The 19,441-nt window shown below is 51.2% G+C and carries 16 protein-coding genes; 9 read left to right on the top strand and 7 right to left on the bottom strand.

What is annotated here, in order from left to right; translation table 11 throughout:
• Window positions 1–78 precede the first annotated feature (78 nt).
• The 4 genes from GmarT_RS25620 (at window position 79) to GmarT_RS25605 (ending at window position 4,192) form a co-directional block, all read left to right on the top strand.
• The gene (locus tag GmarT_RS25620; RefSeq protein WP_002648918.1) at window positions 79–567 is read left to right on the top strand and encodes a hypothetical protein; all 489 of its coding nucleotides are present in this window, start codon (window positions 79–81) and stop codon (window positions 565–567) included.
• Window positions 568–974: 407 nt separating this feature from the next.
• Window positions 975–2,276: an FG-GAP repeat domain-containing protein gene (locus GmarT_RS25615; RefSeq protein ID WP_002648919.1), complete on the top strand. Its 1,302-nt coding sequence runs from the start codon at window positions 975–977 to the stop codon at window positions 2,274–2,276.
• Window positions 2,273–3,661, top strand: coding sequence for a tetratricopeptide repeat protein (locus GmarT_RS25610; protein ID WP_002648920.1), 1,389 nt, complete (start codon window positions 2,273–2,275; stop codon window positions 3,659–3,661). The genes GmarT_RS25615 and GmarT_RS25610 overlap by 4 nt, the downstream gene beginning before the upstream one ends.
• 66 nt (window positions 3,662–3,727) lie before the next feature.
• The gene (locus tag GmarT_RS25605) at window positions 3,728–4,192 is read left to right on the top strand and encodes a YaiI/YqxD family protein (protein ID WP_002648921.1); all 465 of its coding nucleotides are present in this window, start codon (window positions 3,728–3,730) and stop codon (window positions 4,190–4,192) included.
• A gap of 36 nt (window positions 4,193–4,228) precedes the next feature.
• Here the strand turns inward: GmarT_RS25605 and GmarT_RS25600 are convergent, their stop codons facing one another.
• Entirely contained in the window at window positions 4,229–5,950 is a 1,722-nt protein-coding gene (locus GmarT_RS25600; protein WP_002648922.1) for a SulP family inorganic anion transporter, read from the bottom strand.
• Window positions 5,951–6,658: 708 nt separating this feature from the next.
• Here GmarT_RS25600 and GmarT_RS25595 point away from each other — a divergent pair.
• The 3 genes from GmarT_RS25595 to GmarT_RS30270 all read left to right on the top strand — a co-directional run bounded on the left by GmarT_RS25595 (window position 6,659) and on the right by GmarT_RS30270 (window position 9,737).
• The gene (locus GmarT_RS25595) at window positions 6,659–7,030 is read left to right on the top strand and encodes a BlaI/MecI/CopY family transcriptional regulator (RefSeq protein WP_002648923.1); all 372 of its coding nucleotides are present in this window, start codon (window positions 6,659–6,661) and stop codon (window positions 7,028–7,030) included.
• A 2-nt stretch (window positions 7,031–7,032) separates the two neighbouring features.
• Window positions 7,033–9,336, top strand: coding sequence for a M56 family metallopeptidase (locus GmarT_RS25590; RefSeq protein ID WP_002648924.1), 2,304 nt, complete (start codon window positions 7,033–7,035; stop codon window positions 9,334–9,336).
• A gap of 269 nt (window positions 9,337–9,605) precedes the next feature.
• Window positions 9,606–9,737, top strand: coding sequence for a hypothetical protein (locus GmarT_RS30270; protein WP_261337843.1), 132 nt, complete (start codon window positions 9,606–9,608; stop codon window positions 9,735–9,737).
• 305 nt (window positions 9,738–10,042) lie between these two features.
• On the opposite strand, the gene GmarT_RS25585 is transcribed toward GmarT_RS30270, so the two are convergent.
• The 4 genes from GmarT_RS25585 to GmarT_RS25570 form a co-directional block, all read right to left on the bottom strand.
• Complete coding sequence (locus tag GmarT_RS25585) at window positions 10,043–10,357, bottom strand: hypothetical protein (RefSeq protein ID WP_002648926.1); 315 nt, start codon at window positions 10,355–10,357, stop codon at window positions 10,043–10,045.
• Window positions 10,357–11,439, bottom strand: a complete 1,083-nt coding sequence (locus GmarT_RS25580) for a DUF1559 domain-containing protein (protein ID WP_149303417.1) — start codon at window positions 11,437–11,439, stop codon at window positions 10,357–10,359. Before GmarT_RS25580 ends, GmarT_RS25585 begins: the two co-directional genes overlap by 1 nt.
• Window positions 11,440–11,740: 301 nt before the next feature.
• Window positions 11,741–11,992, bottom strand: coding sequence for a hypothetical protein (locus GmarT_RS25575; protein WP_149303415.1), 252 nt, complete (start codon window positions 11,990–11,992; stop codon window positions 11,741–11,743).
• Between the two features lie 184 nt (window positions 11,993–12,176).
• Window positions 12,177–13,010 (bottom strand): peptidase associated/transthyretin-like domain-containing protein, encoded by an 834-nt coding sequence (locus GmarT_RS25570; protein WP_149303413.1) that lies wholly within the window; start codon window positions 13,008–13,010, stop codon window positions 12,177–12,179.
• Between the two features lie 407 nt (window positions 13,011–13,417).
• Between GmarT_RS25570 and GmarT_RS25565 the strand changes: the two genes are divergently transcribed.
• Together GmarT_RS25565 and GmarT_RS25560 are read left to right on the top strand one after the other, a co-directional pair.
• A complete protein-coding gene (locus GmarT_RS25565; RefSeq protein WP_002647171.1) occupies window positions 13,418–14,011 on the top strand; it encodes an REP-associated tyrosine transposase in 594 nt (197 codons plus the stop codon).
• Between the two features lie 194 nt (window positions 14,012–14,205).
• Complete coding sequence (locus GmarT_RS25560; protein WP_149303411.1) at window positions 14,206–15,321, top strand: alpha/beta hydrolase family protein; 1,116 nt, start codon at window positions 14,206–14,208, stop codon at window positions 15,319–15,321.
• Between the two features lie 68 nt (window positions 15,322–15,389).
• Here the strand turns inward: GmarT_RS25560 and GmarT_RS25555 are convergent, their stop codons facing one another.
• Both GmarT_RS25555 and GmarT_RS25550 read right to left on the bottom strand, forming a co-directional pair.
• Window positions 15,390–18,794, bottom strand: coding sequence for a M56 family metallopeptidase (locus tag GmarT_RS25555; protein ID WP_002647173.1), 3,405 nt, complete (start codon window positions 18,792–18,794; stop codon window positions 15,390–15,392).
• Window positions 18,791–19,210 carry a BlaI/MecI/CopY family transcriptional regulator gene (locus tag GmarT_RS25550; protein ID WP_002647174.1) on the bottom strand — a complete coding sequence of 140 codons (420 nt, stop codon included), beginning with the start codon at window positions 19,208–19,210 and terminating at the stop codon, window positions 18,791–18,793. Before GmarT_RS25550 ends, GmarT_RS25555 begins: the two co-directional genes overlap by 4 nt.
• Window positions 19,211–19,441: the final 231 nt, after the last annotated feature.

The following is a 19,441-nucleotide window of genomic DNA, read 5'->3' as shown; positions in this document are numbered from 1 at the left end:
GTATGACGTTTGCTTCTTAAGATAATCATCGCGGCCAGGAATGATCATACAATACCTTATATGAAAGGAAGGTGTCACATGAATTCGCTCTGTTTAAAAGTATTGACCGTTGGAGCAGTTTTGGGGTTCAGCCCCCTCTTTTTATCAGCACAAGAACAGGCTGACACTCCTGGTGCACATGCAGGTGCCGCCAGCAAGATGTTACCCGATCAGGCAGTCATCCAGATGGATCCAGTCGTACGTGCAGGGACAGCGCATCTGAATATTGATGACGCAACCCGCGCACAGTATCGCTACCACAATGGACGCTGGTGGTTTCTGACCAGACAGGGGAAATGGCTGGTCGACCACAATGGGTCCTGGAAACCCTTTGACCCGATGACATTCGACAATTCGGAACAAAGCATGAGTTCGCTAAACGTCAGTGGCTCTACCCGGACCGATTCGGGCAGCTATTACAGTGGCAATCAATATATGGGAACTCGTTCCCATGCTCACAGCCACCATGATTTCTCCGGAATTCATTATGGTCACTGGGGAACCGGATTCAGTAAAGGACACAATTAACAGCAGCATGCCACTGGCAGAAAAAATGGTTACGTAAAGTAGCAGGCACTAAAGTAAACCAGATCAGCAATTTCTGGTCAGGTTTACACCGCGATAGAGGCAGGTCGGCAGACGTTTCAGCTGATCTGCCTTTTTTGCTGCGCGGGACGATTTCTCTGCGATCCAATCCAGCAGGGGGCCTATCGGGAAAAGAGAATTGTACTCACGTCTGTCATCGAATCCGAATTCAAGGACTGCGGTAAACGGTTGCCTTCAATTCCTCTGTTTTTTCTCCTGTTCACGCCATTTTTGGCGTAGTATGTGAATGGCGATGCCTTTGTCTGGTTTATATGATTGGAACATCATGGTATCTCTGTTTTTGTGTAATCGACTCCGGGTTCGTTCACTGCAGACAATGATGGGATTTTATGTCACTGAAAAATCGCGCGCTCATCCTGCTCGTCCTGATCATCTCCATACCGATCGTCATGTGGCTGGTTCTGCCAAAGTTACCTTCTCTGGGCCAACCTGCGGAGATCTTTTCGGGAGGAACAGCATATCCTGCTTCTCCTGTGAAATTTGAGCGGGCAACCGTCGGTGCCGAGCCGGCAGGTTTACCGCTGATTACGAATGTGCAGATTCTGGATTTTGATGGGGACGGGCAGAACGAAATACTAGCCTGCGATTCCGGACGAAGCATTGTTTCACTATTTCAAAAAGAGGGGCCAGCCTCCTGGCAGGAAAAAGTGCTGCTCACCGGGTTAGCGGCACCTGCTCATGCGACCGCCGTCGACATTGATGCTGACGGCGATCTGGATATCATCGTTTCCATTCTCGGTAATCTCATGCCCGACGATCGCGTGATCGGGCGCGTGGAACTCTATGAGCGTGTGGGGGATGGTTATAAAAAGCACGTGATCCTGAATGATGTCCGACGTGTGGCTGATGTACAGCCCGGGGATTTCGACGGCGATGGGGATCTGGATCTGGCGGTTGCCGTATTCGGCTACAATCGTGGTTCCGTATTGTGGCTGGAGAACCGGGGGGGGCTGCAGTTCCGCGATCATGAACTCTTAAATGCTCCCGGAACTATTCATGTGCCCGTCGCCGATTATGATGGGGATGGCGATCTGGATATCGCAGCAATTGTGACTCAGGATGAAGAAGAACTGTGGGGGTTTGAAAATCTCGGAAATGGTGAGTTCAAGAAAAGGCGACTCTGGTTTACCATCAATCTCGATCTGGGAGGGGCAGGCCTGATCCACGCTGATCTCGATCAGGATGGGGACGAAGACCTGATTCTTCCCGCAGGAGACAACCTGGAAGATCTCGACGCCTACCCGCAGCCATATCACGGCTGTCTGTGGTTCGAGAATAAAGGTAACTGGGAGTTTGAACCGCATCGGATCTCAGATCTGGGGGGGACTTACGCTGCAGATACAGGCGATATCGATGGTGATGGCGATCTGGATGTGGTGCTGGTAAGCATGACCAACGACTGGTATGACCCGAAAACGGCCAGTATTGTCTGGCTGGAAAACGATGGAACTCAGAATTTTAAAACCTGGCAGATCGACAATGATCCTATTCATCTCGTCACTGTCGCAGTCGGGGATCTCGACGGTGATAACCGTGATGACCTGGTGGCAGGGGGATTGAATTTGCGGAAACCATATCAGAGGATTGGTCGAATCAACGCCTGGTTGAATCTTAAGGAGGACAAACCATGATTCTATTCGTTCGCCTCCTTATGGTGCTGCTGGCTGTGGAACTGGGATATTGCGGCTATCTCATCGCAGATCGCATGGCTCGCCCCCTGCCGGTGCTGCCAGCTGCTGAAAATATCGATTCGAGGCTGATGCTGGATTTTCAGGAGCTTGCCAGACAGGCGGAATCGGGTTCCAGTAAGGAATGGGTCCGCCTGGGTCAGGCCTTCCTGGGACAGGGTTTTTACAGCTATGCAGAAAACTGTTTTCAGCAGGCAAGACAGATGGATCCCCATGATGTGTTAGCGCAGGCCAGTTATGCCTTTTGCCTGGACAGGACGGGGCGTATGCAGGCCAGTACGCGCGAATATGAAAAACTGGAAACATTAAGCGGTACTGCAGACGAACCGTTTACAAGTCGCCGACACTATCTGTATGCAATGGGGCGGAACTATCTTCGCGAAGAAAATGCGGAGAAAGCAGAGGAAATATTTCGTCTGAATAAAGGGTTTCAACCGGCAGATTATCAGCTGGCGAAATTACTGGTTCGATCGGGGCGAGTGGAGGAAGCTTTGCCTTATATTGAACGGAACCTGGCAGCAACTCCCAATTCACTAATCTTCAACCAGTTACAGGCGCAGGCTTTTGAATCTCTGGGACGTCTGGCAGAGGCAAAGCAGGCCAGGGATAAGGTGGAGCACGCGTTGGCTCTGGTGGAACTGCATTTTAATACGGCACTTCTGAGACCCTACAGTAAACGCCATGGCATTCAAAAAGAAGTCGAGGCATTTAATCAACTGCTGGGGCGCAATGACATGGATCACGTCGCACAAAAACTGGACGAACTACTGAAGTTACTGAATGCACGCCTTCCCCAGTATCAAGCAACACTGATCAGCATGCTGGAAGTAGAGTACCAGCGAAAAAATCCACAACTGATACTGCAGTTGATCCAGAAGTTAAAAGCGAACGGTGTTGTGAATGCAGAGACAATGCAGTTTGAGGCAGGAGCGTACATGCTTGCAGGAGATATGGAGCAAGCAGTCCCTTTATTGGAGAAGATGCTGGAGATGACGCCTACCATCGAAGTGCATCAGACTCTGGCAGAGTATTATGGATACCAAAATAACCCGGAGAAACGCGATTACCATCAGGCAAAAAAGACGCTGTTGTTAGCCATGATTAATTTCCGGAATAATCGGTTGAAGTCCGCTGGGGAAGCCGTTGAACGCTCGCTTGAACTGAATCCTCAGGATCCCCAGGCATGGTTCTATAAGGCAGAAATCAAGCGTCTGCTTGGTGATGAGGCAGCGGCAATAGCAGCTTATCAGAAGTGCCTCAAACTCAATCCGAATCATGGGCGGGCGATCCGAGAACTTGAATTGCTTAACAAGTCATCCAGCCCGTAATAGAGAAATCAGCGGTTCTACAACTGAAGAATGCAGCCAGTCACTTAAGATAAAGGGAGTTGCCAGATGCAAGTCTGGGTAGATGCAGATGCCTGTCCGGCGGAAATTAAAGATCTGCTGTTTCGCGCAGCGAAGCGAACTCAGATTAAAGTCACGCTGGTGGCCAATCAGCCGATGCGCACTCCGCGTTCCGAGTTCATCGACAGTCTGCTGGTTCCTGCAGGATTGAATGTTGCCGATCAGCGCATCGTTGAGCTGACTGAAGAGGGAGATCTTGTGGTGACCGCAGATATCCCGCTGGCAGCGCAAGTGGTGGAGAAAGGCGGACAGGCCCTCAACCCGCGCGGCGCGCTTTACACTGCGGAAAACATAGGTCAACGTCTCGCTGTCCGTGATCTGATGGACGATCTGCGGGGAGAAGGGCAAATCACAGGAGGCCCCGCAAACTTCAACGCCAAAGATCGTCAGGCATTTGCCAATCAGCTGGATCGCTGGTTGACCGCCGCCAGAAAAAAACGCCCGAAAGGCTGACCCTCCGGGCGTTGGTTGTCTCTGGTTGAATACAAATCAGATCATCTTGGTGATGTGATAGTGTCGGTCTTCAGAAATTTCCACTTCTGCCAGATCCCCGGCACGTTCGATCATACGCTTGCAGTCGGCGTTCAGATTACGCAGATGCAGGCATTTGCCTTCCTGGCGATAGCGTTCTGCAATCTTGTTGATCGCTTCAATCGCCGACTGATCGTAAACGCGCGAGAAGTAAAAATCGATGGCGACGATCGGAGGATCATTCGCCGGATCCAGCAGTTCTCGAAAACTGCTGACCGAGGCGAAGAACAGTGGGCCGTGCAACTGGTACACTTTCTTGTTGTCGTCTTCGAAGTGAATGTCAGCCATCATGTGTGTCGCATGATGCCAGGCAAAGATCAATGCCTGCACGATAATTCCCAGTAAAACGGCGACGGCCAGGTTGTGGAACAGCACCGTATAACCGGCCACCAGTACCATTACCAGCACATCGCTCTTAGGAACCTTGTTCCAGGTGTGCAGCGTACTCCATTCAAAGGTCCCGATCACCACCATAAACATCACCCCGACCAGCGCCGCCATCGGCACCATGGAGATGACTGGTTTGAGCAGCACCACGAACATCAACAAACCTACGGCTCCAACCACACCGGAAAGACGCCCGCGTCCGCCGGAATTGACGTTAATCAAAGACTGGCCAATCATCGCACAGCCACCCATGCCACCAAACAGTCCACAGACAATATTTGCGGCGCCCTGACCGATACATTCCCGGTTTCCGCTTCCGCGGGTCTCGGTGATTTCGTCAATCAAAGTCAGCGTCATCAGCGATTCAATCAACCCGACCCCGGCCAGAATCAGAGAGAACGGAAAGATGATCATCAACGTTTCCCAGGAGAACGGCGCCAGTACATACCGCGAGTCCATGAAAAATAACATTGGTAAAGGCTCTTTGGTGGGCTGCACTGAAGCGACTGCTGCCGCAATCTGTGTTTCATTTAAAACTGCGGCGTCTGCAGACTGTTCTGTCGCGTCTGTTTCAGCAGTCGCAATCACTTCCTGCTTTGCTTCAGTAACCGCCTTCGCTTTCAGATTATTCATCATCAGGTCATCCACGGTCTGGACGACATTGTTCTGTCCACCAGGAATCCAGCTCTCGGGAGCAAGTTTATTAATGCCGACGGCGATGACAGAGACCATAATAATCGCGGCCAGCGAACTGGGAACCGCTTTGGTCAGTTTGGGTAGCAGGACAATCACTGCCATCGTCAGCGCAACCAGTGCGATCATAATCGTCATGGGGACACCCGACAGAAATGTCATGCTGCCATCAGCGCCCAGTGTTTTGAAACTTCCGATCTGCGCCAGGCCAATCACAATCGCCAGTCCATTCACAAATCCCAGCATCACGGAGTGGGGGACCAGGCGAATCAGTTTACCGAGTCGCAGCACGCCCACGGTTACCTGTAGCAGACCACACAAAATGACGGCGGGAAACAGATATTGAATGCCATGCATGGCGACCAGGGAAACGATGACAACAGCCATCGCACCAGTGGCTCCGGAAATCATGCCGGGGCGGCCACCGGCTAATGCACTCACGAATCCAATAAAGAATGCGGAATACAGACCGACGGTCGGAGGAACTCCTGCGACAAACGCAAAGGCAACCGCTTCCGGCACCAGCGCCAGAGCGACGGTTAAACCCGACAATACATCATCCTTGACGGAAGCGGTATGCTTCGAGAAAAACGCTAACATCAAAACTCCAATAACATTCTCAAGGTTGGTCTGCACAGTCAGCCTGGAAGGCGAACCCTTCGCCAGCAGACTCTCCGTGCCAACACGGAAACGGGGCGCACTGGAAACTGACCGCTCGAGTGCAAAAGCAGACTTGAATCTCAGGCTTGCTGTCTCGCAAATCCAAAAAACTCAAGATTCAGCAACACAAACTATTGGTCCATCAATCCTGTATTCGCAGGTGGTCAATGTCAGGCGAGCACGCCAACAAGCGTGCGGACCATTTCGGCCAACGTGCCATTTAAGGTCTGATAAGACACTATTTACTGTTCAGATTCAAACAGAACCTTTCGACGATACGCAGGACCATCTCAGGGAGCGCGTTGCAGGATACTCAGGTGGGATGTTGAGGGGATCAACATTTTGAATTGAAGGCGTACTATCCCTCAGTTCTTTACAAATCCACGACCTCTTTTAATGCATTCTGCCATCTGTCACAAGCGGGAACCTTTAAGAAACTCCGATTTTATACCAGTTTCACCGGTTATTCACACTTCCGGTGAGGATAACCCATCGTTCTGGTCTGGTCTGACTTCTTTCCAGAGAGATGTATCCATAGTTGAATACTCAAAAAAACGTCACGATCACACGGAATGTACACTCTCCTCTTGACTCCGTTTACAAATGTAGTTAATTACATCTGTAAACATTCAAGGAGGAGAACTCAAAATGAAACAGGTTTCCATTTCCGACGCCGAATGGCAAGTGATGAATATCATCTGGGATGGCCAGCCGCTCGCCGCCCAGGAGATTGTGTCTCGTCTTTCCGACCAGGCCGACTGGGCACCCCAGACCATCAAAACCATGCTGCACCGCCTCGTTAAAAAAGAGGTGCTCACCTTTGAAGAGCAGGGCAACCGCTACGTCTATCGCTCCCGCGTCAAACGGTCGGCTTGTGTCAAACAGGCCAGCCGTGCTTTTCTGGCTCGTGTTTTTTCCAGCGAGCCGGCACCACTGCTCGCACATTTCATGCAACATACAAAACTCTCTGCAGAGGAAATCGCAGAGCTCCGCCGCATTCTCGATGACAAGGAACGTTGATCATGAATGGATTCCTGTTGGCTTCAGATCTCTATGTTGAAATTACGGATAAAATCCTGGAACTCTTGATCATCCCCACGATCACCGCAGGCCTGCTGGCGGCCCTTGTTTTGCTCGTGAACCTCTTCGCGCGAAAATGGCTGACCGCCGGACAGATGGGACTGCTCTGGGGACTCGTCCTCATTCGACTCGCAATACCCTATGGTTTCGCTCCCGAGAGTTCGTATAGCCTGACAAGTCTGCTTGTTGTATTCATAGAGGAGTCTACTCCTGCTGAGCCGCCTCGAGATATTTATACTCCTAAACCGTTGCCTGAACCGTGGCCGGTAAGGGACGCCAACTCGACGTCTCCGGCTTTCGCGAACGCGACTCACATGAACGACATCAAATTCCTCGAACCGAAAACCCCTGAAGTCAGTTTTACCGAAACGCTTCAGGAATATCTCATCACCTTCCTCGAATGGTTCTTGCGCATCCTGCCACCGCTCTGGTTTGCGGGTGCTGTCTTCATTCTGATTCGTATGCTGGTCACTCATTGGCGATTTTCGCGAAAAGTCAATCGACTTGTCGAATCCACAGATCAACGACTGTTACAACTCTGGAACACCTGTCGTGAGCAGGTGCGTTTCCGTCGTTGTGTTCCGGTGATTGTCTGCGACGACATTTCCCAACCCTCTGTCATGGGAGCCCTGCGACCGAAACTGCTGCTCCCCACCGATCTCACAGAGTTGAGCGACAGTCAGCTTCAACTCATCATGCTCCATGAGTTAGCGCATCTTAAGCGGCGGGACCTGTGGGTCAACTGGTGTTTGTTTGGTTTGAGATTGCTACACTGGTGGAATCCCCTCTACTGGCTGGCAGCCACTCGTTTCAGCAGCCTCCGCGAACAGTCCCGCGATGCCATGGTCCTCTGCTGGCAGGAACAGCAAGACCGCAATAACACTCAGAACGATTCTGCCCGTGAATACAGCGAACTCCTGCTGACCCTGGCCCAGCGGCCGAATACGGGATCTCGCTGGCGGGTCTCCCTGCCGGTTTCGATGCTCGGGTTTCTGAAAAACCCGTTACGTAAGCGCTCGCTCACCAACCGACTGAAAGCTCTCCGTAGCGCGACAACCCGGGTTCATCCGATACAGACAACCACTGTGACCATTGTCATCGCGCTTTTTACTGCGACGGGGCTGTCGGATGTAAAAGACTCCACAACCCCGGCAAACCAGCAAATGCAGATTCAAAATGAACTCCAGCACAACTGGTTTGCTGAACTCCCTACACTCTCGCCACATGACGACGAAAGTTTAGAGCCGCTCGACTTACGGATCTATCAGGTCAAAAAAGTGATCGGCAGGATTTCCGAGGAACGATTACTTTCTGAAGAACAGGCATACGGGTATCTCATGACGCACGTCAAATTTCTTCTGGAAATTCAAAATCGAAAATACCAGACAGGTGAGAAACCACTTAAACAGGCACTTGCAGATTACAATGAGCAAAACCGTCTTGTGGTAAAGGCACCGGATTCGCTGCACGAAGAATTGAGCCGACAACTCCGTGCCTGGGTACAGAGTGGCTGCGGTCAGATTACTTTCGCCAGTATTCTCATGGAAACCACCTCTGATGTTGCGGCACAAACTGACATTGAGTGGACCGGTCTGGCTGGTTTCCAAAATACAACCGCCGCTCCGCACCAGCCGCACCTTGACAAAACCAATCCTCGTCCGGTCGTCCAGGCAAGTGCCGCGGTCGAAGAGTATTTTCCCATCAGTGTGGCAGTGATCAACGAACAACAGGAATTTAAACTGATCCAGGCTGCTCAGAGAGACGAACGCAGTCATTGTGCTTTTAATCCAAAGGTCACTCTGTTCAATGGCCAGAAAGGCTCCATCGTCAATCAGGTGCAAAGGCCATTTGTCATTGGCGTACATAAAGCAAAATCCGGAGAACTGAAACCGGAATTGAAAGTCATCGCTGAAGGAATGACGCTTGAACTCAGGCCGATCCTGACAGCAGATCACACAGCGGTACGCCTCGAAGTTCTGGTCAAGCAAAGCGAAATCTCTCGCGTGAAAATTTTGGAGACACAGGTCTCAGGCAAAAAAATCAACTTCCAGGTTCCCAGCGTCGAACAGAGACGTATCAGCGTCGCCGCCGATTTGAGCGGCAAGAACTCACTGTTGATTTCACTACCTCCCACTCTGCATTCCAAACGTTTTCAATACCTGCTGATGAAAGCGGAAATATTAGGCCACCCGGATCTATCCGCGACACTGGTCAATCCCAACCCGTCGGGTCAACCAGCAGAGTGAAGAAACCAGTGTTCCTGTTCCCGTCATTACATTTCAGATTCTCCTGTAAAACTGCAGTTCGAAGAGTAGAATACGGGAAGTATCTTTTAGTCGTTTTGAACAGTTTCATTAGTGTGAGGGAGAATGAAAACATGTCACAGCGAATGACAGTGGACCAATACATTAAGTCTTTAAAAAAAGGTCGTAAACGAAATTATATCCTGGTTGGGTTCTTAATCATTTTTATGATGCTTCAGGAGATTTTCACCTCTCGTAGCACAGATGTTTTCATGGTGATCTTTACGACTCTCTTTATTGCAGATCTCGTCTGTCAGGTGCATCTGATTTCCGTCCTCAACCTGATTAAGGAAAGCCCGGATTCCCAACCCGAACCGGAAACTGTAGAAACCGTTGCTTCCTGACCGACATCAACGTCAAACCGTTAGAATGGCAGAAACAGTTTCGCCCGGAATGACGGTGAACCCAGGTCTGCGAAATATATTCTATTGGGTGAGTGTTGCCCCTTTTCACGGCCGGACAAGCCGGACCGTGGCACACGGAAACCTCTACAATAGTAGATTCTGCCCCACTGAATCCGCCACTCTGGGTGCCACTGTCGGCTTGCCCGACAGTGCTGGTATAACGCCAGAAAAACAGAGTTATCTCTGGAAATCCAGAGCCGGAATACAGGTATCTGCCTTTCTCTCACCTTTCTGATTCCTTCTACTCAGCGCCCCGTCTGATCTTCCATCAGGCGGCGTGCTTCCTGCGTCGCGGTTTCCCAGTTTCCTTTATTCGCTGATGCCACAATCGCATTCAACCAGCCTGCTTCCCTCTCATTGATCTCTTTTTCTTTGAGGGAACTGTCAATTAACGTCTGCACGGTTTTCAGACGGTCTGTACTCTTCTGATTACAGACCGAGTACAGCGCTTTGGAAATTTCATACGTCTTCGGCGAAACAGCCGGATAGCCACAACCACTCAAAGGCAGCAGAGTGATCAGAAACAGCATTGTCGAAAACAGAACATTTCGATTACGCATTAAAACTCTCCCGTCACTTCACCCTCGTTAATACTCGAGAGTTCCGCCCATAGCAGCAGATCAATATTTTCAGAAACGAACCGTACTGAACCGTCCCCCATGCAGACATGCCCGCCTCCCGTGTGCTCCGAATACATCTGGCCGACGTGGTACGTAGGGAAATTCACAGGATGGACGATCGGAAAACCGGTGATGTCCAGTTCGCCGCCGGAAGGACCTGCATGAATTAACGCCAGCGTTGCGGCTGCGTCTGGACCATTTTCAGGTGAAGTGAACCGGGGGTGTGTATACGCACCGGGCACCACGCCCACCCAGGTTTTATCACTCAGTTTCGACGAATGTTCGCCCAGGAAAATTGTATTGGACGTTCCGTCCGTCACATCTCGCATCCGCGTTCGCGAGTTCCGGAAGAAGGGGCCGTCTGCGACTTTCGATGCATCGCCATTGATGGTCACCGTTTTAGTGGTCTTGGTATAGATATTTGTGAAAACAATTCCCGTCGTACTCGAACCGCATTCCCCCCAGCACGATTCCTGACCATGGCTGGCCACATAATGCGAACGACCAAACCGCAGTTGTGAGCCCCCTTTGACGAGCGGGCTGCCACTGGCATCCTGCACGAGAAACGGTTCATCTCCTCCTGACGAAGTGGGACAGAGAAAAACAGGCAGCTTCGTCTGGGCGGCACTGGCGTTCGCCAGATCCCAGCAGGGACGATTCAGGTCCAGCGCGTTATAGAGTACTGCCTGGTCCATGAAGGGGAGAATCATCGTCCCCCAGGTCCAGCCCGGAGCCGCATCCCAGGTATCAGGGTCAATGGCTGCCCAGGCAGGGCCCGAGCCATTACTGGTTCCATAAGAATAATAGCCGGCGGGAAAACAGGAATGCGTATCGTGATAGTTATGCAGCGCAATGCCCAACTGCTTCAGATTGTTTTTACATTGACTGCGGCGTGCTGCTTCGCGTGCCTGTTGTACCGCGGGTAACAGCAAGGCAATCAGCGTTGCAATGATGGCAATGACGACGAGGAGTTCAATCAGCGTAAAGCCGGGGCGGGATATTCGGGAGGGCGGAAATCTCATCTCGATCAACCTTAACAGGAGTGTAAATACGGCATGTTCAAAAAGTAGCCAGCGCTACAATATGGTTTGTAAAAAAATGTAGCATGTGCTACATTTGCGTGTTATTGTAGCCTGTGCTACATTTCTGTCAATCGAAAACTGGAAAAAAATTCCCGGGATCAAACCGGGTCGTCAGGCGTTCGCGTTGAAACCTGAAAACAGGCCACTCCTGCTCAGATTCCCCCTCACGAAACAAATTCGACTTGACCGGCTCACGCCAATCGAGACCCTCTTAAATCTGCGTCGCGCGCGTGTCCAGTTTTTATTCAACTGCATGTTTCCGAACCTGATTGTTCCCGCACCATAAAACCCAACTGGAATTTGCAAAAATGATCGATGACTGTTCTTCACTGGTTCCCGATTCACAGTCAAATAAACTGCGGGTCGACACACTTCGGTCCACTCCCGCCCCGATATCGACCCGGTTCACGCCGATATCGCGCCAGTATCGACCTGTTTCGCCCCACCAGTTCCCGTTGTTCACCGTCCGTTTTTCCTTGAATGCAGACACCATGCTCGAACTCCCCCCGATAAAAACTAAAGCAGAAAAGTGAAGACAGTTTCCACAGCATTTCGGCTGTAAAACAGAAGCACTTCCGCCGCTGTTATTCTTAATCACAGAACGCAACCTCCACCAGCTATTTTACGGAAAGGCACCGGGAGCGAGAGAGGAGTTCCTACAGGTTCGCAGCAGTAGCTTAGCGTCGTTGCATGACGATGACTGCCGTCTGGCTTCTCAGCGATTCCAGTGTGATCCCCTGCTGGCGCTGCAGTTGTCCGAATCTGATATCGCTTTGGAAATCGGGGTGACTTAATTTCAATCCCAGTTCAGGCGCGGAAGGCATGGCCTCACGCACACGGGGATGAAAATGGAGCTGGTCATCGGCTGGAACATTATTGAGCCGCCAGCGACCATCGGCATCAGTCACAACATCGTCCTCTTCAGCCAGCCAGTGACGCGGCTCCGGACGAAGTCCTGCCTGGAGTGGCGTGTTATCGAACATCGCCAGTGGGGTAATTGATGTGAGGTTTTCAACCGCAACCCGGACGCCGGTAATCGGTTGTCCCTGTTCGTCTTTGATTGTGCCACCAATGGAGGTTCCCCGTTCCAGCTGAAACGTAAATTCATCCGGAATCTGACCACCATCGGTCTGATATTTCGGCGACCACCAGGCATGCAGCGGACAGTATTTGTCCTTGCTGACCCACAACCCCAGACCATAGTTTTTACCTTTCGCTTCCAGAACGACGATTCCCCGCGCGTCCGTTGTATGATAGCTGTTCTCGAGCAGATGTTTCTCCGCGGCTTCCGCGAAAAAAATTTGGTTCTGATAGATCCGGACATCAGCAAGGGGTTGCCGGTCTGCATCAATCACGCAAACTGTTAAGGTTCGAATCTGAAAGGGTTTGACAGCACTCACCGGCTGTTCTGCGGTCAGGAATCCGGGAGTCAATACCGTAAACAGACCGGCAACGGCAGTGATGAGCATCATGAAAAATCGACGTGCCATAACTTTTTCAAATCGCTGCATAATGAGAACTCCCATATGTGAACTGATCGAATGACCAAAGGTATCACTGCCCCTCAATACGGTCAAGATGGGTTACAACCAGGACGTCATGAGCCCATTTCAGGGGCGTCTTCAGCTAACAGGAAACGATCAGAGTTCTTTGCCGAACAGGTAAACAATCACCTGCTTAAATTTAATGGTATCCTATTTGTTAAATCTAATAATTGATGTCACGGTAAGATATACCGGGTGCCATCTGTCGGCTTGCCCGACAGTGCAATTGATATTAATGCAACGAGTAAGTCTGAATCTTTTTTCTGCCATTGATTTGGTGATGTTGAAATATTCTACTGAAACAAAAAACTGATAATTTATAATTATTACTGGTTTAAATGTGATCCAAGCTCAATCTCTCAGGACTCAGAGATATGAAAAAGCCTCGAAAGCAGATCAAGCATTTTCACGAACCGGGTGATTTACACGAATTAACTTTTTCGTGTTACCAAAGAAAACCATTACTGACAAATCAGGATTGGAACAAACTGTTATGTCAATCGATTGATCGTGCTTTAAAAAGTCAGAAGTTTCGTCTCATATCCTTTGTGATTATGCCCGAGCATTTACATTTATTCGTCTATCCTGTCGGCAATGAATGTCGAATCGATCGATTCCTGGCAGCGATCAAACGCCCCTTTTCCTACCGGATTAAAGAACAACTGGTTCAGTTAAACAGTCCATTGCTCAATCATTTGACAACAACAGCAAATTCAGGAAAAAATGTTTTTCATTTCTGGCAAAAAGGTCCCGGCTATGATCGTAACTTAACTGGTAGACAGGCTGTTTTGGCCGCAATTAATTATATTCACCAAAATCCGGTTCAACGAAAACTGGTACGAAATATGAGTGACTGGAAATGGTCGAGTGCACGGTGGTATGAAAGTGACGGCAATACAGTGGATCCGGATTTACCGGTAATACATGGTCTCCCCTGGGATTTCTTTGCAACCGCTTCTGTCGAATAATCCTTGGATAAGTTTGGCACTGCCGGACAAGCCGGCAGATGGCACCCCGAGTCCATGATCATATTTTCAATACCTATACTTATACAGGCACACCAATTCGATCCAGGTGCAACAGATAGACGACTGGTTGCGACTCTGGTTAGAATAAAGCCTTGAGTTTTTGCAACCGGGAACAACATCGAAAGGACAAAGGTATGAAGGCGGCTCAGTTACTCGCGTTGATCTGGATTTTGATTCCTGCACTGGGGTGTGCACAATCTGAACCTGCGAAACCAGAATACTTCAATCAGAGAGTCACCGATTCGAATCCGTTGCGGACAGAGCAGGCGCGGGAGCTGGATGAATATATCAAAACCATTGCCGCGGACCGACGGCGATTCGAACAGCTGTTCCAGCCCGACTATTCGTCTGCTGCTGCCTTTGAGAAAGCGGCTGAACCGCTGCGGGCCGCGTTTTGTGAAAGCATTGGTTATCCGCCCCCCGGTAAACGGCCCGATCAGCCTGCCACCTATAAAAAGATCGGTGAAGACAGCATCGGCGTTTACTATCGTGCAATGTTTCCGATTCTGCCGCACGTGCATTCCGAAGGAATCTTCATTGTCCCCAGATCGGCGAAAGGGAAAACGCCGTTAATCATCTCCATGCATGGGGGCGGCGGCTCACCTGAAGTCGCCTTGTTCAACGGCGGATCCAATTATCGAGACATGGTTCGCGGCGCGGTCAAACGGGGCTTTCTTGTCTACGCACCACAGCATCTGTTTAAAGCGGACGGTTATCCCAAAGACATTCGCCGACAGATTGATGACCGCATGCGACTCATCGGCACCAGTATCACCGCCGTTGAAATTGCCAAGATCACTTATGCCATTGATGAACTCATCAAACGCCCCGATGTCGATGCCAGCCGGATCGGCATGGTCGGTCTTTCCTATGGTGGCTACTACACACAAGTGACTCCCGCCATCGACCCGCGGATTAAAGTCTCTGTCTCCAGTTGTTACTTCGGCGTCCAGGAAGGTCGCTATGCGAAAGAGGAACTCTCGGTTCCGTCCGATTTCCGGTTTATGAATCGCATGACGCTGTTCAACGACGCCGATCTTGTGGCACTGATCTGTCCGCGGGCACATCAGATTCAGGCCGGTTCACGTGATAATGCTTCCCATCGCGAAACAGGCAAACAGATCGCGCCCCGCGCTGCAGAATTTTACGAACGGCTCAATTTGAGCGATCGCTTCGAACACGTGATCTTCGAAGGGGGACACGAATTCAACGACAAAGCAGCCTGGGCGTTTGTAGAAAAATATCTGTGATCCGTTTTTTGCAAAGAGATAAAATCCGTGCGAAGTGCCAAGTCTGACGGATGACTGATGAATATTTTCTACTGCTTTTTTTCTGGAACTTGAATCACACCCAGATCAATGGTTTCCCCCGGTTCCACTTTGATTTGCTCCGGCAGATAGAAGTGACCCAGAACTGAGTAGAGCGTGTATTCTGCTCCGACCGGTAAATCGTGAAACTCGAATGATCCGTCTTGTTTACAGCGGAAACTTTTCTCGAGCCTTAACACATCCCGGGTGGGAGCCGCATCTGTTCCCGGAATGGCACGGCGGAGAAGTTCGATTTTGGATCCCGTCAGAGGGACATCTTTCTCTGTAGCCAGTTGCCCTTTCACGGATCCCAGTGGTTCCAGTTGCACTTTGTGTACCAGACCAGCTTCAGGAACGCCGGTAATGGTGACGGCACGCCCCAGGCTTAAGCCAGGGTGCTGGAAGTAAATCGTGTGGGTCTGGTTCTCATAAAAGCCGTCCCTTGTGGAAACGTTCCCTTTTGCCTTCACATCGGGGCGGCCATTGATCGTGTAACCCGTGAGCGGTTTACCGTCGGGGCCGACCACTTCAAACTGGATTGAAGCACCGCGGTCAATCTGCAGCTCCACGTTGAATTCTTTCTCTCCCGGCGGGACTGTGACCAGCTTCAGAATTTGATAATCGGTGTAGGAACAATAATCGTATGTTTTTAATGTCTTTGTGTTTTTGCTGATCAGGTCCTTTAATTCTTCCAGCCCGGCTCCCGTACGGTAATCCGGATTACGAAGCTGTCCCGCGATGATCCCTTTTCCTGGAATGCCCAGCAGCGTAAACGATCCATCCTCCGCAGACTTGAATCGCTGACGCATCGGTTGTACGGCATTGCCGGGCGACTGATAGCGCAGGTAGTTTGTCGCATTCTCGTTGGAACGCAGGGGGAAGTAGTCAAAACGGACATCCGGAATCGGCTTGCCTGTGCGTTGATCGGTAATCGTTCCGCGAAACAGGATGGCCCGCTGCAGTTTCACGTCGAGAGATACAGGCTTGTCCACTTCAGGTTCTGTAACTTGCAAAGAGGTCCGGAAGTAGGGTTGATCTTCCTCAGGGATCACATTTAGCTGCAGGTCGCTGTGACGGGGCAGATGCGCGATACGAAATTTCCCCGCTGCATCAGTGTCACAATCAAGATCGAGATTGCGGATATGCGTGCTGTTGTATCCTGGTCTCTTCACGCGGGAGACTGCGCGGGTTGCTGTGATGCGGGCGGAAATCGGGGCACTGCTCTCCCGGTCGCGTACAATGCCTTTGATGACCAGTTCCGGTTTCGTCACCACTTGGAAATCGGCTCCATAGTAAGTGGCGTCAATGAGGTCGCTGTACTCTAGCGGTCGTGCCTGGACCGGCTGCATTTCTCTGGTCACGACGGCAATCAACTGTGTGGCGATGCCGGGGCCTTCGATTTTCAGAACGGCGAGGCGGTCCTTTCCGAGGTTTGAAATCTGGAAGCGCCCGTCGTTGTCTGTTTTGAACGTGGCGGGGATGCCTGGAGTGTTCGCGGTAATGTAAGAATCAGCAGGAAGCTGGCCCGCCGTAGATTGGTAGCTGTCCTGCAGAATATGATTTTCATAAGCAGGTAACAGCCCCTGCTTGCGAAGTTCGGGCAACTCCTGCAGCCAGCGATCAACGGCTCCCTTTTCCGTGTTCCAGAGTGAGACCAGCGACACCGTCACTCCCGCCAGACCCCTCCCTGTCTGGTTCACCAGTTGACCACGGATGGGGGGCGTATGTTCTTCAAGTGTGAATTGCAGTGGTTTGCCCTCTGTTTCCTCCAGGGAGGAAATCCAGGCGGGCGCATGTCCCGGCGCTGTGGCTAGAAGAATGGTACCCGGGTTGGAACCGGGAGGACTTTTTCGAATTTTGCGGTCGCGCTGATAACGGGTCCATCCGTCGTTAAATTCTACATGAAACTGCCCGTCTGCGTTCGTGCGAACTTGAGCCAGTGACTGATGAGTCGGAACGAAAACGTTCACACCTGCATTCAATTGCCGCGCACTCGAATGTATGACATTGATCGTAGCTCCCTCAATCGGTTGCCCCTTTGCATCGACCACCCTGCCTGTGTAGCGGAATTTCTGGTCTGCAGGGGCGCTATCTGTTTTTGTTTTGTCAGTGACGGCTGTCTTTTTAACGGACTCATCAGAGGTCTTCGGTTCGTTCGAAGCTGTTTTCTGAGGTGCCTTCGCCGGCTGATCGGATTCGACAGACTCAGCAGCCGCCATTGAGACCGTGCCGGCAGCGGCAGTGAGTGAGATGACCGCTGACACGACGACTATCAAGGACCATGCAGGCAGACTCAGTCGTGTCACCCGGCTGCGGTGTTCATCCAACAGTCCGGCGACACGCTGTTCCAGTTTCCAGCCTGAGGTAAATAATCCGACCGCACCTGAATACGCACGCGGAGACTTCAGAAGTTGAGACATCGTCAAAAGTGTGAGACTGTATGAGGAAGCGTCGGCCACTGTCAGCACGTAGTTGTCGCAGACTTCCTCTCGTGATTGTGCCACCTGGCGATTTAACAGACCAACCAGCGGGTGCAGCCAGAACAGAGCCCGAATGAGATTCTGCAGCAGCACCACAATCTGATCGCCGCGCACAATGTGTGCCAGTTCGTGAATCAGAATGTTTCGCAGTTGCTCGGCATTGATCTGATCCGGCAGCGTTTCGGGTAAAATGATTCCCGGCGAACGGATGCCCGCGGCCACAGGACCGGAGACCTGATTGGAAAACAACAGTCTCGGACGTGTTCGTTTGCCTGGGTTCAGTGCTGTCCAGGATTGATTCAGGATCTCTGCCAGGTCCTCACGAGTATTTTCGTTGGCGGTTCGTAACAGCTTTGACAACCGGAACCAGCTTACCGCGAACTGAATCAGCAGTACCAGCGATACGCCGGCCCAGATCAACAGAAGCAGGGAGATGGCAGGACGGAATAAACTGTCACCCGGAAGGAAAGTGGTTGTCGACGCTGATTGAAACGTCGGTTGATCTGGTTCACCAGCTTTTTGCGATGTCGCGTGTTGACCGGTATCCTGAACCAGACTGTCACTTTCAGCGGTATTGTATGCGGAGGGAGACGTTGACAGGGAGTCGACGTTCAAAGTGGTTTCAGAAATAGAGAGATCAGGGGCCGGTACTGCTGTCTGTGACTCCTGAGAGGCCGATGCAACTGGATCAGACGTACGAACTCTCACGGGAACGATCAACAGACTGAAACTGGTTGCCTGCAGCACAGCAGCAAAGATGGGACTGAGACAGACCAGAAAGAGTGCGGAACAGAGCATGCTGTAGCGGGCGGCTGGTGAGCGTCGCAGGACAAGTCCCGCCAGTATCGCGAACAGGGCGATGCAGCTGGTCTGAATCAGAACATTGAACATCCAGAGCAGGGGCTGGTCAGTGGGCATCCAGGGTAAGACATTCATGATTGATTCTTCCTCCGCTGTCCCGACTGTTTTTGTTTTGCCTCTGCCTGTTCAATCATGGAACGGATGCGCCTGGTTTCGGCTGCAGTCAGGCCACGGTATTCGATTAATGCGGTGACCAGATCTTCCGGGGAGCCGGCGAAGAGTCGATCGACCATCTGGCTGACACGCATCCCCAGTGAGACTGTTTTGGGACGCGCCGCCGAATACACAAAGGTACGTCCCTGCGTGCGATGCTGCAACCAGCCCCGTTCTTCGAGCCGCACCATCATGGTCAGGACGGTGTTTCTCGCCAGATTCCGTTTTGCCTCCAGCAGGTCCCGTACCTCGGACACAGTGACTTCCCCTTCTGCCCAGACGATTTCCATCAGATCTCGTTGGGCAGGGGTGAGGGGAGCAGATTCATGAGCTGACATAAAGTTATTCCGTATCGATTCAGGTGGATTAGCGCCCGCAGTAGCGCATGACTACATTTAGTAGGCAATATAACTACAGTTTGTAGTTGATACAAGTTTTTTCTGTCGATGGCTCACATTTCCAGTCAGCTTCCTGGGCACCGAAGCGGTTGTCGATAATTTCATCTTAGGGTGTCTGGGATGGCTGGGTTTGGTGCCTGTTTGTAAGTTGTTAAAAACAGGAAGTTTTGT

The sequence above is a fragment of the Gimesia maris genome (assembly GCF_008298035.1).
In the GTDB taxonomy this organism is placed as follows: domain Bacteria; phylum Planctomycetota; class Planctomycetia; order Planctomycetales; family Planctomycetaceae; genus Gimesia; species Gimesia maris.
This window is presented reverse-complemented; position numbering and strand designations above follow the sequence as displayed.